The organism is Streptomyces xanthophaeus, from assembly GCF_030440515.1.
Taxonomy (GTDB): domain Bacteria; phylum Actinomycetota; class Actinomycetes; order Streptomycetales; family Streptomycetaceae; genus Streptomyces; species Streptomyces kutzneri.
Genome location: NZ_CP076543.1, coordinates 3,271,682 through 3,286,249 on the forward strand (window position 1 = coordinate 3,271,682; position 14,568 = coordinate 3,286,249).

At 71.7% G+C, this 14,568-nt stretch carries 17 protein-coding genes; 9 read left to right on the forward strand and 8 right to left on the reverse strand.

The features are described from left to right. Window positions 1-28 precede the first annotated feature (28 nt). The gene (locus tag KO717_RS14040) at window positions 29-730 is read right to left on the reverse strand and encodes a uridine kinase family protein (RefSeq protein ID WP_301367033.1); all 702 of its coding nucleotides are present in this window, start codon (window positions 728-730) and stop codon (window positions 29-31) included. A gap of 51 nt (window positions 731-781) precedes the next feature. Here KO717_RS14040 and KO717_RS14045 point away from each other — a divergent pair, with 51 nt between their 5' ends. After that, the gene (locus KO717_RS14045) at window positions 782-1,132 is read left to right on the forward strand and encodes a hypothetical protein (protein WP_301367034.1); all 351 of its coding nucleotides are present in this window, start codon (window positions 782-784) and stop codon (window positions 1,130-1,132) included. Window positions 1,133-1,241: 109 nt separating this feature from the next. Here the strand turns inward: KO717_RS14045 and KO717_RS14050 are convergent, their stop codons facing one another. From KO717_RS14050 to deoC, 3 genes are read right to left on the reverse strand one after another with little or no spacing between them, the layout of a single operon-like run. Then, a complete protein-coding gene (locus KO717_RS14050; protein ID WP_301367035.1) occupies window positions 1,242-2,141 on the reverse strand; it encodes an aldehyde dehydrogenase family protein in 900 nt (299 codons plus the stop codon). Beyond that, window positions 2,134-3,570 (reverse strand): aldehyde dehydrogenase family protein, encoded by a 1,437-nt coding sequence (locus KO717_RS14055; protein WP_202200034.1) that lies wholly within the window; start codon window positions 3,568-3,570, stop codon window positions 2,134-2,136. Before KO717_RS14055 ends, KO717_RS14050 begins: the two co-directional genes overlap by 8 nt. A 5-nt stretch (window positions 3,571-3,575) precedes the next feature. Beyond that, window positions 3,576-4,538, reverse strand: a complete 963-nt coding sequence (gene deoC, locus KO717_RS14060; RefSeq protein ID WP_301374526.1) for a deoxyribose-phosphate aldolase — start codon at window positions 4,536-4,538, stop codon at window positions 3,576-3,578. A 244-nt stretch (window positions 4,539-4,782) separates the two neighbouring features. Between deoC and KO717_RS14065 the strand changes: the two genes are divergently transcribed. The 5 genes from KO717_RS14065 (at window position 4,783) to KO717_RS14085 (ending at window position 8,352) form a co-directional block, all read left to right on the forward strand. Beyond that, a complete protein-coding gene (locus tag KO717_RS14065; protein WP_301367036.1) occupies window positions 4,783-6,054 on the forward strand; it encodes a hypothetical protein in 1,272 nt (423 codons plus the stop codon). A gap of 89 nt (window positions 6,055-6,143) precedes the next feature. Then, the gene (locus KO717_RS14070) at window positions 6,144-6,755 is read left to right on the forward strand and encodes a class F sortase (protein WP_301367037.1); all 612 of its coding nucleotides are present in this window, start codon (window positions 6,144-6,146) and stop codon (window positions 6,753-6,755) included. A gap of 36 nt (window positions 6,756-6,791) precedes the next feature. Then, entirely contained in the window at window positions 6,792-7,445 is a 654-nt protein-coding gene (locus KO717_RS14075) for a PH domain-containing protein (protein WP_301367038.1), read from the forward strand. Window positions 7,446-7,541: 96 nt separating this feature from the next. Beyond that, window positions 7,542-8,114 carry a VanZ family protein gene (locus KO717_RS14080; protein WP_437184511.1) on the forward strand — a complete coding sequence of 191 codons (573 nt, stop codon included), beginning with the start codon at window positions 7,542-7,544 and terminating at the stop codon, window positions 8,112-8,114. A gap of 37 nt (window positions 8,115-8,151) precedes the next feature. Next, window positions 8,152-8,352, forward strand: a complete 201-nt coding sequence (locus tag KO717_RS14085) for a PspC domain-containing protein (RefSeq protein WP_033219629.1) — start codon at window positions 8,152-8,154, stop codon at window positions 8,350-8,352. Window positions 8,353-8,383: 31 nt separating this feature from the next. On the opposite strand, the gene KO717_RS14090 is transcribed toward KO717_RS14085, so the two are convergent. The 3 genes from KO717_RS14090 to KO717_RS14100 form a co-directional block, all read right to left on the reverse strand. Next, window positions 8,384-9,163, reverse strand: a complete 780-nt coding sequence (locus KO717_RS14090; RefSeq protein WP_301367039.1) for a hypothetical protein — start codon at window positions 9,161-9,163, stop codon at window positions 8,384-8,386. Between the two features lie 133 nt (window positions 9,164-9,296). Further along, the gene (locus KO717_RS14095) at window positions 9,297-9,554 is read right to left on the reverse strand and encodes a hypothetical protein (RefSeq protein WP_301367040.1); all 258 of its coding nucleotides are present in this window, start codon (window positions 9,552-9,554) and stop codon (window positions 9,297-9,299) included. Between the two features lie 139 nt (window positions 9,555-9,693). Next, window positions 9,694-10,842: an adenosine deaminase gene (locus tag KO717_RS14100; RefSeq protein ID WP_033219622.1), complete on the reverse strand. Its 1,149-nt coding sequence runs from the start codon at window positions 10,840-10,842 to the stop codon at window positions 9,694-9,696. 113 nt (window positions 10,843-10,955) lie between these two features. On the opposite strand from KO717_RS14100, the gene KO717_RS14105 reads away from it, so the two are divergent. The 3 genes from KO717_RS14105 (at window position 10,956) to KO717_RS14115 (ending at window position 13,514) form a co-directional block, all read left to right on the forward strand. Beyond that, on the forward strand, window positions 10,956-11,690 hold the full coding sequence (locus tag KO717_RS14105) for an alpha/beta hydrolase (RefSeq protein WP_301367041.1): 735 nt from the start codon (window positions 10,956-10,958) through the stop codon (window positions 11,688-11,690). Window positions 11,691-11,781: 91 nt separating this feature from the next. Further along, on the forward strand, window positions 11,782-12,153 hold the full coding sequence (locus KO717_RS14110; protein WP_301367042.1) for a cupin domain-containing protein: 372 nt from the start codon (window positions 11,782-11,784) through the stop codon (window positions 12,151-12,153). Window positions 12,154-12,482: 329 nt separating this feature from the next. Beyond that, window positions 12,483-13,514, forward strand: a complete 1,032-nt coding sequence (locus KO717_RS14115) for a helix-turn-helix transcriptional regulator (protein WP_301367043.1) — start codon at window positions 12,483-12,485, stop codon at window positions 13,512-13,514. On the opposite strand, the gene KO717_RS14120 is transcribed toward KO717_RS14115, so the two are convergent. Beyond that, window positions 13,511-14,548, reverse strand: coding sequence for a hypothetical protein (locus KO717_RS14120; protein WP_367401581.1), 1,038 nt, complete (start codon window positions 14,546-14,548; stop codon window positions 13,511-13,513). The genes KO717_RS14115 and KO717_RS14120 overlap by 4 nt on opposite strands. Window positions 14,549-14,568 lie beyond the last annotated feature (20 nt).

A 14,568-nucleotide genomic window follows, 5' to 3' on the forward strand; every position in this document is an offset into this window, starting at 1 on the left:
ACTGGTCCCGCCGGTGAGAAAGGCCCGCCTACGCCGGGGTCGTCGTGCGGTGGCGGCCCGCGGCGGCCGCCGCCAGGCGGCCGAGTGCCTCGTCGCCGGCGCAGGCGTGCGCGCCCAGCGCCACATGGCGGGCCACGATGCCGCGTTCGGCGCGCATCAGCCGCAGGCCCCGGCGCAGCAGGAACGGCACCGACTTGCGGCCCTCCCGCAGGTCACGGGCCAGCCTGCGGCGGAAGGTCGTCGAGGGGCGCCCCCGCAGGCAGATGGCGTCCGCGAGGAGGCCGAGCTCCTGGCAGCGGGCGGCCACGTCGGCGGCGAAGATGCCCTCCGCGATGAACAGCGGGGTGCGGGCGATGTCCAGGCTCTCGGTGCCCGTGCGGGCACTCGTCGCGATGTCGTAGACGGGGACGTCGGTCCGCCCCGCCGCGCACAGTTCGGCGATCGCGGCGACCGCCGCGTCCGCGTCCCAGGACAGCGGGGAGTCCCAGTCGATGTCGGAACTGCCGTCGACGAGCGGGAGGGTGGGGTCGACGCCCTCCTTGTAGAAGTCGTCGAGGCGCAGCACGGGCAGCCCTGAGCGGGCGGCCAGCGAGGATTTTCCTGAGCCCGACGGACCGGTCAGCAGGACGACACGGGTCGGCGAAGTAGAGGGGGAGCTCACGGGACACCAGTCTGAACCATTCCCCCGGGTAGGGGATCCTCCCGGTGACCGGTTGGTGTCCAGGAACACACCTCAACTACGCTGCGTGCGCACGCGACCACGACCTCAGGCGGGATCTTCATGGCACGTCACGCAGCCCCTTCCCTTCCGAACCGGCTCCGCAGCGCCGGACTGACCGTCTCGATGGCCGGTGCGGCCCTGGCGATGGCCGCGGGCGGCGCGCAGGCCGGTGAGCTCGACGTCCCGGCGGCCCTGGCCGGGGTCACCGACCCGATCGCGAACCTCAAGGTGAACCCGCTCGCCCACACCGGCGTGGACCCGCTGGACAACGGCGTCGCCACCCAGGTCGCGGACTTCCCGTCCGTCGGGACCGGGATGGTCACCGGCATCCTGACCCAGGGGCCCTCGGTGGGCGAGCTGCCGACCGCCGCTGCGTCCTCGCTGCTCGGACCGGTGCTCCCGAAGAAGTAGGCACGGCGAAGGGCACGGCGGGCAGGCCCTGCGCAGGGCGCGAGAAGGCCCCGGCAGCGCGGGGGACGCTGCCGGGGCCGGTCTCGTACGGGGGCCTGTCCCAGGAGGACTAGTAGGACGAGCCGCCCGCGCCCAGCGACCCGGTGGGGTGCCAGACGGTCTTGGTCTCCAGGAACGCCGTCATGCGCGACGTGCCCGGGTCGGCGCTCCAGTCGTCCACAGGCTGTGGACGCAGCACGCGCTTGAGGTTGTCGGCCGCCGCGATCTCCAGCTCCTTGGCCAGCGCCGTATCGGCTCCGGCCAGGTCGATCGCGTTGACGTCCTGGTGGGACGCCAGGTGCGGGCCCATCTCGCCGGCCTTGCCGGACAGGATGTTGACCACACCGCCGGGCAGGTCGGAGGTGGCGAGCACCTCACCCAGGGAGAGGGCCGGCAGCGGGGACTTCTCGCTGGCGATGACGACGGCGGTGTTGCCCGTCGCGATCACCGGGGCGATCACCGAGACCAGGCCCAGGAAGGACGACTCCTGCGGGGCGACGACCGTGACGACACCGGTCGGCTCCGGGGTGGAGAGGTTGAAGAACGGGCCCGCGACCGGGTTGGCCCCGCCCACGATCTGGCCGATCTTGTCGGTCCAGCCCGCGTACCAGACCCAGCGGTCGATGGCCGCGTCGACGACCGCGCCGGCCTTCGACTTGGACAGGCCCTCGGCCTCGCCGACCTCGCGGACGAACTGCTCCCGGCGGCCCTCCAGCATCTCGGCGATGCGGTAGAGGATCTGCCCGCGGTTGTACGCGGTCGCGCCGGACCAGCCGCCGAAGGCCTTGCGGGCCGCGACGACGGCGTCACGCGCGTCCTTGCGGGAGGACAGGGGGGCGTTGGCCAGCCACTTGCCCTTGGAGTCGCTCACCTCGTACACCCGGCCGCTCTCGGAGCGGGGGAACTTGCCCCCGACGTACAGCTTGTAGGTCTTGAAGACGTTCAGACGGGTCGCAGAAGACTCAGACATCGAGGTAGCCCTCCAGGCCGTGGCGGCCGCCCTCGCGGCCGAAGCCCGACTCCTTGTAGCCGCCGAAGGGCGAGGTCGGGTCGAACTTGTTGAACGTGTTGGCCCAGACGACTCCCGCGCGGAGCTGGTTCGCGACCGCGAGGATGCGCGAGCCCTTCTCCGTCCAGATGCCGGCGGACAGGCCGTACTGGCTGTTGTTGGCCTTGGCGACGGCCTCGTCGGGCGTACGGAAGGTCAGCACGGACAGCACCGGGCCGAAGATCTCGTCGCGGGCGACGGTGTGCGCCTGGGTGACGTTCGTGAAGAGCGTCGGGGCGAACCAGTAGCCGGAGGACGGCAGCTCGCACGCCGGGGACCAGCGCTCGGCGCCCTCGGCCTCGCCGGTCTCCGCGAGCGCGGTGATCCGGGCGAGCTGCTCGGCGGAGTTGATCGCGCCGATGTCGGTGTTCTTGTCGAGCGGGTCGCCCAGGCGCAGCGTGGAGAGGCGGCGCTTGAGGGAGTCCAGCAGCTCGTCGTGGATCGACTCCTGGACCAGCAGGCGGGAGCCCGCGCAGCAGACCTGGCCCTGGTTGAAGAAGATGCCGTTGACGATGCCCTCGACGGCCTGGTCGATGGGGGCGTCGTCGAAGACGATGTTGGCGCCCTTGCCACCCAGCTCCAGGGTGACCTTCTTGTCGGTGCCGGCGACGTGGCGGGCGATCTTCTTGCCCACAGCGGTCGAGCCGGTGAAGGCGACCTTGTTGACGTCCGGGTGCTCGACGAGGGCCGCGCCCGCGTCGCCGTATCCGGTGAGGATGTTGACGACACCCTTGGGCAGGCCCGCCTGGCGGCAGATGTCCGCGAAGAACAGCGCGGAGAGCGGGGTCGTCTCGGCGGGCTTCAGCACGACGGTGTTGCCGGTGGCGAGCGCCGGGGCGATCTTCCAGGCCAGCATCAGCAGCGGGAAGTTCCACGGGATGACCTGGCCGGCCACGCCGAGAGGGCGCGGGTTCGGGCCGTAGCCCGCGTGGTCGAGCTTGTCGGCCCAGCCCGCGTAGTAGAAGAAGTGCGCGGCGACCAGGGGGAGGTCCGCGTCGCGGGTCTCCTTGATCGGCTTGCCGTTGTCCAGGGTCTCCAGGACGGCGAGCTCGCGGCTGCGCTCCTGGATGATCCGGGCGATGCGGAAGAGGTACTTGGCGCGCTCGGAGCCCGGCAGCGCGGACCAGGAGGCGAAGGCCTTACGGGCGGCCCTGACGGCACGGTCGACGTCGGCGGCGCCCGCCTGGGCGACCTCGGCGAGGACCTCCTCGCTGCTCGGCGAGACGGTCTTGAAGACCTTGCCGTCGGCGGCGTCGGTGAACTCACCGTCGATGAAGAGCCCGTAGGAGGGGGCGATGTCGACGACCGAGCGGGACTCGGGAGCCGGTGCGTACTCGAATACAGATGCCATGGTGATCAGTCCACCGTCACGTAGTCGGGACCGGAGTAACGGCCGGTGCTCAGCTTCTGGCGCTGCATCAACAGGTCGTTGAGCAGGCTGGAGGCGCCGAAGCGGAACCAGTGGTTGCTCAGCCAGTCCTCGCCCACGGTCTCGTTGACCAGGACCAGGAACTTGATCGCGTCCTTGGTGGTGCGGATGCCGCCGGCCGGCTTCACGCCGATCTGGATTCCAGTCTGCGCGCGGAAGTCGCGAACGGCTTCGAGCATGAGCAGGGTGTTCGCCGGAGTGGCGTTGACCCCGACCTTGCCGGTCGACGTCTTGATGAAGTCGGCGCCCGCGAGCATGCCGATCCAGGAGGCGCGGCGGATGTTGTCGTAGGTCGACAGCTCACCGGTCTCGAAGATGACCTTCAGACGCGCGGCGCTGCCGTCCTCGCGGACGCAGGCCTCCTTGATGACCTTGATCAGCTCGTACGTCTCCAGGTAGCGGCCGGCGAGGAAGGCGCCACGGTCGATGACCATGTCGATCTCGTCGGCGCCGGCGGCGACGGCGTCACGGGTGTCCGCGAGCTTGACGGGCAGGGCGGCGCGGCCGGCCGGGAAGGCGGTCGCGACGGAGGCGATCTTGACGTCGGCGCCGTTCAGCGCGGCCTTCGCCGTGGCCACCATGTCGGGGTAGACACAGACGGCGGCCGTCATCGGGGTCGTACGGTCGGTCGGATCGGGATTGACGGCCTTGGCGGAGAGCGCCCGGACCTTGCCCGGGGTGTCCGCGCCTTCCAGCGTCGTCAGGTCGATCATCGAGATGGCCAGGTCGATGGCGTACGCCTTGGCCGTCGTCTTGATCGAACGGGTGCCGAGGGAGGCCGCGCGGGCCTCCAGGCCGACAGCGTCGACGCCGGGCAGCCCGTGCAGGAAGCGGCGCAGCGCACTGTCGGACGTCGTCACGTCAGCGAATGCGGTGAGGGTGGTGGGCATGGTCACCAGATGAGCATATCTACGCGCGTAGCGACCTGTCACCCCCGCACCCGGATCCGCTATGGAATCGACACCTCCACTCTCCGTTACGAGTCCATGACAGGAGCAAGATCTTCCGCGCTCACAAGATCCGTAACTTTGTTCTCAGCAGCCCGCCAGACACTCAACCGGCTCTCACCGAAAGAGAAAACCGCGGCATGCGACTCTCCTCCACTTTCCCGAGACCACGCTTCAAGGAGTCGTTATGCGTACCGCCCTCCGTGCCTCCATCGCCACCGCCGTCCTGGCCGGTGCCCTTCTCGCCCCGGTCGCGGGCACGGCGTACGCCGCCGCGGCCACCGCGCCGGCCGCGGCGGCCGTCGCCGGAACCGTCACCGACCGGTATGCCGGCACCCCTGTCCTGATCGACACCGGCGTCGTCGCGGTGCTGCGCAACAAGTCCGAGGGTCCCGAGGTCTGGATCCGCGCCGTTTCCGACAGCTGGAAGCCGGGCGACGACTACACGGGCCGCGTGCTCACCACGCTGGACGTCACGCACCTCAAGGCCTCGGTGAACGGCCTGGAGCTGGAGCTCGTCAGGTCGGACTCCCCGCGTCCGTCCCTCTCGGTGGCCAAGGGCGGCACCACCAAGTCCTACCCGCTGCCGCAGGCGGCGACGGCCCCGGCCGACTGCGTCTCCAAGGTGAAGCAGGTCGCCCTCGGCGCCGGGCTGCTGGCCGACCTGACCATGTCCCCCAAGGGCCCCAAGGTCGTCATGCACGGCAGCGACCCCGCCGACACCTGGACCCAGACCCTCACCCGCACCAACCCCCAGGGTTCGCCGGAGTACTTCTCCCGCATCAACAACCCCAGCGGCGCCAAGCCCGTCTTCGAGTGGAAGACCCAGGGCGGCCTGGACGTCCCCTCCGGCTTCGCGACCTTCCCCGCCCTCCCCAAGGGCTGCACCCCCGAATACCCGGTCCACGACGACGAGTCCACCTCGTGCGTCTCCAAGGTGAAGCAGGTCGCCCTCGGCGCCGGCCTGCTGGCCGACCTGACCATGTCCCCCAAGGGCCCCAAGGTCGTCATGCACGGCAGCGACCCCGCCGACACCTGGACCCAGACCCTCACCCGCACCAACCCCCAGGGTTCGCCGGAGTACTTCTCCCGCATCAACAACCCCAGCGGCGCCAAGCCCGTCTTCGAGTGGAAGACCCAGGGCGGCCTGGACGTCCCCTCCGGCTTCGCGGCCTTCCCCGCCCTCCCCAAGGGCTGCACCCCCGAATACCCGGTCACGGAGGAGACCCCGGCCCCGAAGCCCGAGCCCTCCACCGCGAAGCCGGTGACCGCCACGAACGTCTCCGCCCAGACCACGGGCCAGACCACCGTCGTCCCCCAGGGATCCGTCGCCGCGGGCGCCGAGATCGCGTCCGAGGACACCGACAACAGCACCACCGTCGCGGCCGGCGCCGGCCTCCTCGCGGTCTTCGCCCTGGTCGGTGCGACCGTCCTGCGCCGTCGGCGCAGCCACAGCTGACCAACGGCCGCCCCGCGGCCCCCGCACCACCCGACCTCCAGGCGGGCCACCCTCGTGGTGGCCCGCCGGTCCCCGTTCAGGAGCCCCGCATGTCCCGCACCGCCCTCCGCGCCACCGCCCTGCTCGCCCCGCTCGCCCTCGCCGCCCTGACCGGCTGCGGCGGCGCCCCCGCCGCGGACCCGGCGCCGGCCGCCCCGCACGTCACCCCGGCCTCCGCCGCCCCGGCCGAGGCCCCGGCCGCCGGCCCGATGCCCGCCTCGGAGCCCGTACGCGTACGGATCCCCTCGGCCGGGGTGGACGCCTCCCCGGTGCTGGGGCTGGGGCTGGCCGCCGACGGCACCGTCGAGGTGCCCTCCGTGGCCGACGCCGACAGGATCGGCTGGTACACCAAGGGCGTGACGCCCGGCCAGACCGGTCCCGCCGTGCTGATCGGCCACTTCGACACCGAGCGCGGCCCGGCCGTGCTCAAGGACGTCTCGCACGTGCGCACCGGCGAGGAGATCACCGTCGACCGGGCGGACGGCACCACTGCCGTCTTCCGCGTCCGGGAGCTGGAGCAGGTCGGGAAGAAGGCGTTCCCGACCGCCAAGGTGTACGGCGACACCGCCCGCCCTGAGCTGCGCGTCATCACCTGCGGCGGCGAGCTCACCGACGGCCACCGGCCCGACAACATCATCCTGTACGCCGATCTCGTGGGCTGATACACCCAGGCGGCGCAGTGGGGCAGAATCGACCCCATGAGCAGCCAGCAGCCGACCGACGAACCGGTGTACGCAGACCGGGTCTACCGATCCTCCATGGGCGTCGTCTCGGGGGTACTGCTGCTCGCGCTGACCGCCTGGCTCTGCGGCGACGCCGTGCTGCGGGGCTCCGGCAACACCCCGTGGATCGGACTGGCGGTGGCGCTGTGCGCCGTACCGCTGATCGTCGCGTTCACGATCCGCCCAGCCGTCTTCGCCAACGAGGACCGGATGCGCGTGCGGAACCCCTTCCGGATCATCGAGCTGCCCTGGGCGGCCGTGGACGCGGTGCGCGCCGGCTACTCGGCCGAGGTGCTGGCCGAGGGGTCGAAGTACCAGCTCTGGTCCGTGCCGGTCTCGCTGCGGGAACGGAAGAAGGCCAACCGGCAGCAGATGCGCCGCAACGCGATCGACCGCCGCGACCCGGGCAGCACGGGTGAGCCCGGCGCCCGGTCCCGTACCTCCGCCGCCGCCTCCGAACCGATGCGGGCCAATGCCGACCGGATCGTCGACGAGCTCCAGGGACTGGCCGAGCTGAATGCCGCGCGGCCGGGCGCGCAGGGCAGTGTGCGCGTGCGCTGGTCGTACGAGATCATCGCGCCCGCCCTGGTCGGCGCGCTGCTCCTGATCGTCCTCATCGCCACGCGCTGACCGGCCAGGACGCCGGGCACGACCCCGTCGGGTGCTCCCCGCCACACCCCCCTCCGGGCCGGAACCGGGGCCACCGGGTGATGCGTCCTCGCAGGTGTGCAGCGTCATGAGGCCGGCGAAAGCGCCGCCACCGCGATCCACCTCCGTCTCCGACTTCTGGCCGGGGTCCTGCTCGCCGCCCATTTCGTGGTCGTCGGCTGGCTGACTCTGCGGCCGCTGGACGTGCCCTGGGCCGCAGCGGCCAATCTGAGCCCGCTGGAGGGGATCGCGGCGGACCTGGCCCTCGGGCCGCTGGAGGCCGCCCGGCAGATCGGCGAGGGGCTCGCGCTGCTGGCCCCGCTCGGGGTCCTGCTGCCGTTGATCAGCGGACGGCTCGCGCCGTCCGCCCTGTCCGCGTGGTCCTCGCTGGCCCGGACGGCCGCCGCGGGCGCGCTGGTCTCGGTGTGCATCGAGATGCTGCAGACCGCGGTTCCGGGGCAGGTCGTGGACGTGGACTCGGTGCTGCTGAACACCGTCGGTGTGGTGCTGGCGCACGTGGCCGTCGTACCGGCGCTGCGGGCCCGGCTGAGGCGCTCACACACCGTTTATCAGGGGGATACCCCGAAGATTTCCAGGGTCGGGCTCGGCCCCTGGACCGACGTTCTGTCGGCGGTCCAGCGGGAGTATTGAGTCATCGCAGAAAGCGATACCGACGAAGGAGAATCTCATGAGCGCCCTGGTCCGCCCCCGTGACGGCCGCTGGATCGGCGGAGTCTGCGCCGGACTGGCGCGGCGTTTCGGAATTTCGACGAACGCGATGCGCGCCATTTTCGTCGTCTCGTGCCTGCTGCCGGGCCCGCAGTTCCTGATCTACATAGCGCTGTGGGTGCTGCTGCCGAACGAGAAGCCCGCTTCGGCCGCCTGGTAGTCCGACGGTCGGCGGCCGGCGGGTCGTCCGGTCAGCCGGCCCGCCGGACCTTCTGGATCTTCTCCAGCTGCTTGTCGGCCACTTCCTGCGGCACCTGCGCCTTCTGCTGGGCCGCCGCCACCACATTGAGGGCCGTCAGCCGGGCGACGGTGTCGCCCTCGCGTACGACGACCAGGTGGACCTGCGCCGACACGCCCTGGGCGGCAGCGGTCATGGTCCAGCTGACGCTCTCGTCGCCGCCCGTGCGGTAGTCGGCGGGGCGCACCTCGCGGTAGGCGCCGGTCTGCTTCCCGACCGTGGCCGAGAAGCCCGAACCGCAGGCGGCGACGGCGGCCTTGAGCCGGGCGATCAGCGCCTTGGCGTCGCTCTCGGAGTAGGAGCTGACGGTGGCGGAGACGGCCAGCCCGACCTGCTTCTGGGAGCCGACGCCGCGGCTGAGGACCTCGCGCGCGGACGGGTCGGGCTTGTCCCCCATGATGTCGGCCAGCGGCTGGCAGGCCTTCTTGTCGGCCTGCGGCTGGCCGTCCGGGGCATTGGGGTTCTTGCCCTGGGCGGAGACCTGGTAGCCGGGCAGGTCGCCCTGTGCCAGCGCGGACCGCTCAAGCCTGCTGCCACCGGTCTTCGGCGCGACCGATCCCGACGCCACGGCGGAGGGCGCCGGGACTCCGGGTGCGGCGGAAGCGCTGCCCGCGGAGCCCTTGGGATCGGGGGCCCCGCCCGTCGCGGGGGTGTGCGTGGTGCTGCACCCCACGGCCGCGAACAGCAGGGTGGGGACCAGCGCGACCATCGTCGCTCGTGCCTTCATGCGCATGACCGAGAACCTCGTACCCAAGACGTCGGCGGGCAGTTGGTGGCGATCGTGGCACACGGCGCGGCGGGACACATGCCCGATCGAGGAGCATGCACCCACCGCACGCGCGTACGAATCCGCGGCTGGGGCAGCGTCAGCTACCGAGGCCGTTCAGGGCGCCGGTGAGCGGGGTCAGGGCTCCGGTGATCTGGGTGGTGGGGTCGCTCGACTGCTGGGCCCCGCCGCCCACCTGCTGCTGGCTGGTGGCACCCTGGAGCATGCCCGTGGCGGAGCCCAGCGCGTCGGTGAGGCCGATCGCCGGGACGGCGGCGGAGGCGGTACCGGCGGCGACCGCGGCGAAGGCGGCACCGAGAACGGCGGTACCGAGGGTCTTGGCAGCTGACTTCTTCATGAAAAGTTGTCCTTGCGACGGGGAATTGAGCGGCTCCGCAAACTAGTCACTTCAAACCCCCGTCCGCAAACATCCGTAAATACGAGAAAGCGCCCGGGGATTATCCCTCCCGGGCGCTTCCGCTCTGTCATGCCGTGGCCTAGGCCGAGACAGAACCGCTGGTGGAAGCGGTCTGCTGGAACAGCCACTCCGACTTCAGCTCCGCATAACCGGGCTTGATCACTTCATTGATCATGGCCAGTCGTTCATCGAAAGGAATGAACGCGGACTTCATCGCATTGACGGTGAACCACTGCATGTCGTCGAGGGTGTAGCCGAAGGTGTCGACCAGGTGCTCGAACTCGCGGCTCATGCTGGTCCCGCTCATCAGGCGGTTGTCCGTGTTGACCGTGAGCCTGAAGTGCAGCTTGCGCAGCAGACCGATCGGGTGCTCGGCGTACGAGGCGGCCGCGGCGGTCTGCAGGTTCGAGGTCGGGCACATCTCCAGGGGGATGCGCTTGTCCCGGACGTACGAGGCCAGGCGGCCCAGGGTCACGGAACCGTCCTCGGCGACCTCGATGTCGTCGATGATCTTCACGCCGTGACCGAGGCGGTCGGCGCCGCACCACTGCAGGGCCTGCCAGATCGACGGCAGGCCGAAGGCCTCGCCCGCGTGGATGGTGAAGTGGTTGTTCTCGCGCTTGAGGTACTCGAAGGCGTCGAGGTGGCGGGTGGGAGGGAACCCGGCCTCGGCGCCGGCGATGTCGAAGCCGACCACGCCGTTGTCGCGGTAGCGGTTCGCCAGCTCGGCGATCTCCAGCGCGCGGGCGGCGTGGCGCATCGCGGTCAGCAGGGCACCGACGCGGATGCGGTGGCCGTTGGCCTTCGCGCGGCGCTCGCCCTCGCGGAAGCCGTCGTTCACGGCCTCGACGACCTCTTCGAGGGAAAGGCCGGCTTCCAGGTGCTGCTCGGGCGCGTAGCGGATCTCGGCGTACACGACGCCGTCCTCGGCCAGGTCCTCGGCGCACTCGGCGGCGACCCGGAAGAGGGCGGCCTTCGTCTGCATGACCGCGCAGGTGTGCGCGAAGGTCTCCAGGTAGCGAGGCAGGGAGCCGGAGTCGGCGGCCTCGCGGAACCAGATGCCGAGCTTGTCGGCGTCGGTCTCGGGAAGGTTCTCGTAACCGACCTCACGGGCCAGCTCGATGATGGTCCCGGGGCGCAGTCCACCGTCGAGGTGATCGTGCAGCAGCACCTTCGGGGAACGACGGATCTGATCCGGGGTCGGCAGGTTGGGGGTCTCGCTCGTCATCTGCGCACTCTACTCCTACGCGCGTAGAGCGGAATGTCCCCGGCGGGCGTCGATATGTAACAGAGACCGCGCGGACGGATGGCGTACACCTCAAGGTCTGAGACTGTTCCGCCATGGCACAGCATGCGCCGCCGGCGCGCGGGGCCCGCCTGGGGCGGGCGGCCGGCGCGAGAACCGGCTCGGGTTCGACGGAAAGTGCGGTCAACGGGGTGGTGCTCCTGCTCCCCGGGGCCTCCAGATTCTCGCCGGGTCCCATGCGTCCGCTCGCGCGGGCGCTGGCCCGGGCGGGCGGGGCGGAGGGGCTGGTCACGCACATGGTCATCCACGGCGGGGACTCCGCCCGGGAGGAACAGGCGGGGTGGGCCGCGGACGAGGCGGTGCGGCGGTACGGGGACGTGCCGGTGTGCCTGGCCGGCTATGACGCCGGGGGCCTGGCCGCGCTGCGGGCGGCGGGGCACGCGGCCGTCAACTCGGTCGTGGTGATTGCCCCTTGCTTAGACGCAGCGGCCCGGGCCGACTCCCCTGAACCGGTGAAACAGCTGTCGGGACGGCAGGTGTTGATCGTGCACGGCACCAACGACGCGCGCAGCGACCCGGAGGCCTCCTTCCGGCTGGCGGCGCGCGCGAAGAAGGCGAATCGTTCGACCTGCCGCTTCGAGGTGCATTCGGACGGGCACGGGCTGCGCGAGCACCAGCCGGAAGTGGTGGCGCTGGCCGTGGACTTCATCCTGGGCGCGGTCTCCTCGGGGCGGTACTCACGGCCGGTGACCGACGCCCTGGCCGCGCCCCCGCCGCTGGGCCTGCGGATGCCGCTGGCCTCGGGCTTCGGAAGGTCGCTGAGGCGGTGATCCACGGGCCGGTGATCGACGGGCCCGGCGCGGCGCGCGTACCGTGGGAAGCGGACTCGGGGTGCTGCTCGACTCCCGGAGGCGACCGGCCATGGGCGGATTGGTCTACAGGAACTTCGACAAGCCCGACGAGACGCGGCCCTTCGAGGCCGGCACGGGCAGGCTCGACCTCTTCAACACCGAGGGCGGGGCGGTGGGGCGCGCGGTCTTCGAGCCGGGCTGGCGCTGGTCGCTGCACATCAAGCCGCTGGCCGGCACGGACAGCTGCCGCTCCGCCCACACCGGGTACGTCGTGAGCGGCCGGATGAAGATCGTCATGGACGACGGGGAGAGCGGCGAGATCGGTCCCGGCGACTTCATCCAGATCGCCCCCGGGCACGACGCCTGGGTCCTGGGTGACGAGCCGTGCGTCGCGCTGGACTGGACCGGCTACACGGACTACGCGAAGCCGGCCTCCGACTGACGGCTGACGACTGACGGCTGACGGCTGACGGCTGACGGCTGACGGTTTCGGGGTCGCGCCAGTCCGTCCGCACCTGCCGCTCCGCCCCCTCACGGTCGGATGGCACCGATGGATCTGGCGCGACCACCACGGCGGGCCGCGGGCTCAGCAGGACACGGGCCCCCGTGCTCGCCTGGGTGTCCGCTGCCGCATACCGCGCTTCCCTCTCACGCCGTGCTGCCACTGTGCCTCTTCGGCATATGCCGGTGGTGGCCGTCCAGGCGTCGTCTTGCCGCCTTGCGGGAACACGAGGGGTTTATAAATGGGCACAACTCGGGACGCATACGCATATGTCTCCCGAGGAATCCGGGCCGGCCGCAGCGGCCGGGGAGCTGAGCCCCGCCGCCCGGCGCCTGTACGCGTACGCCGTCGAGCGGCACGCCTTTGACCTGTGCGAGGCCACCGGGGCCCTGGGGGTGCGCGCGGCCGCCGCGATCACCGAGCTGGCCGCCGCGCACCTGCTCCAGCGGGCCCCGGGCGACGACCCGGACCGCTGGAGCGCGGTGGCCCCCCGGGCCGCGGCGGCCCGGGCCCTGGCCCCGCTGGCCCTGCTCGTCCGGGAGACCCACGACGAGATGGACCGGCTGCGCGGGCGGCTGGAGGCGCTGGTGCCGGCGTACGAGGCGGGGACCGCGCACCGGGACCTCAGCGCATCGGGCCGGCTGGAGCTGGTCACGGACCTCGGGGCGGTACGGGGGCTGATCGCGGAGCTGGTCGCGGCGTGCGAGCGGGAGCTGCTGACCTCGCAGCCGGGCGGGGGCCGCCCGCTGGAGACGCTGGAGGAGTCGATCGGGCGGGACGAGTCACTGCTGACGCGCGGGGTCCGGATGCGCACGATCTACCAGCACACCGCCCGCTACTCACGGCCCACGGCGGCGTACGTCGAGCGGGTGACGGCGCTGGGCGCCCAGGTACGGACCCTGGGCGACGGCCTGATGCGGATGCTGATCTTCGACGAACACACGGGCCTGATGGCGGTGCCGGACCGCAGCGGGGCGGCGCTGGTGGTGCGGGAGCCGGGTGTCGTGCACTTCATGACGACGGCCTTCGAGCGCTCCTGGGTGGGCGCGGAGCCCTTCCCCACGTCGGTGAGCCCGGAGGCGGCCCGGTCGATCTCGGACGAGCTGCGGCAGACGATCGTCCGGCTGCTGTCCGAGGGCCTGGAGGACAAGGTGATCGCGCGCCGGCTGGGCATGTCGGAGCGGACCTGCCAACGGCACATCGCCGAGATCATGCGAGCGGTGGGCGCCAAGTCCCGCTTCCAGGCGGGCTACTTGCTCTCCTCACCCCCGCCCCCGCCGGACCCGGACGGCCGCAACTAGGTCCTGGCGTACCGGTCGTGGTAGGCGCGCAGCTCCGGACGGCGGATGCCGGGGAGGCGCGCCAGGGTGTTCCGGAAGGCTCGGTCGTGGGGCAGGAACCCGCACCACGGGTGCAGCGGCAGGGGGTAGTCGTCACGCAGGACGCCGTCCGGCAGCGTGCCGGACACGGGCAGCGGCGAAGTCTCGCCCGGGAGTACGAGCCGGGCCCAGACCGCGATGTCCAGCGGGACCACGGGCGCCGTACCGTTCGGGGGCCGCCACGGCTGACCCGTGACCGGATGGCGGGGTACGAGGAGGACGTCGCCGCCGGGGTGGAGCACGGGCGTCCCCGGCCCGGCGAGGCTCGCGGTGAGGGCCGGGGGCCCGACGGGCAGGTAGCCGGCGACGGTGTCGCCGAGCAGCTCGGCGAGGGGACCGGGCAGCGCCACGGGGCGGCCGTCGCAGGCCACCACCAGGTGCGCGAGGGCCACCATGACCGCGGCCTCCCAGCGGCGGCTCCAGGAGCCGTCGAGTTCGACGGGCGCCACGGCGTACGACTCCAGGTCCAGCTCGTCCCAGTCGGGGACCGGGACGGCGGGGCTGCCCGAGGGGAGGCGGCGGACGGCGCCGGGCTCCAGCCACACCGTCTGCCACAGCCCGCAGTCGTCCATCCGCGTCGCCACCGCGCGCCCGCAGCCCTCGCACGCCAGGTTGGGGCCGTCACGCCCGTCGATGCCCATGCAGTAGCCCGCGCACTTCTCGGGGACGAGGACCATGCGTCGGGAGTCGCCCGGCGCGATGACGATCCTGTCCCGCGGCCCGAACGACACGAAGTGCTGCGGCAGGTACACCCCCTGCTCGGCTGCCCGTTCCTCCCCGACCTCGTCCCACGGCCGCCAGGGCGGTCCGGTGGGTCGGGGTTCGACGGCGTACGTCGCCGGCTCCATCAGCGGGGGATGCAGTTCCTCCCACGCCCCGTAGTGGGTGTGGACGGGAAGGGCGACCCGGGAGACCGGCGCCGTCAGCTCCGCACCGCACCCGGCACACGCGAACACGTCCAAGCAGCATCCCCCTC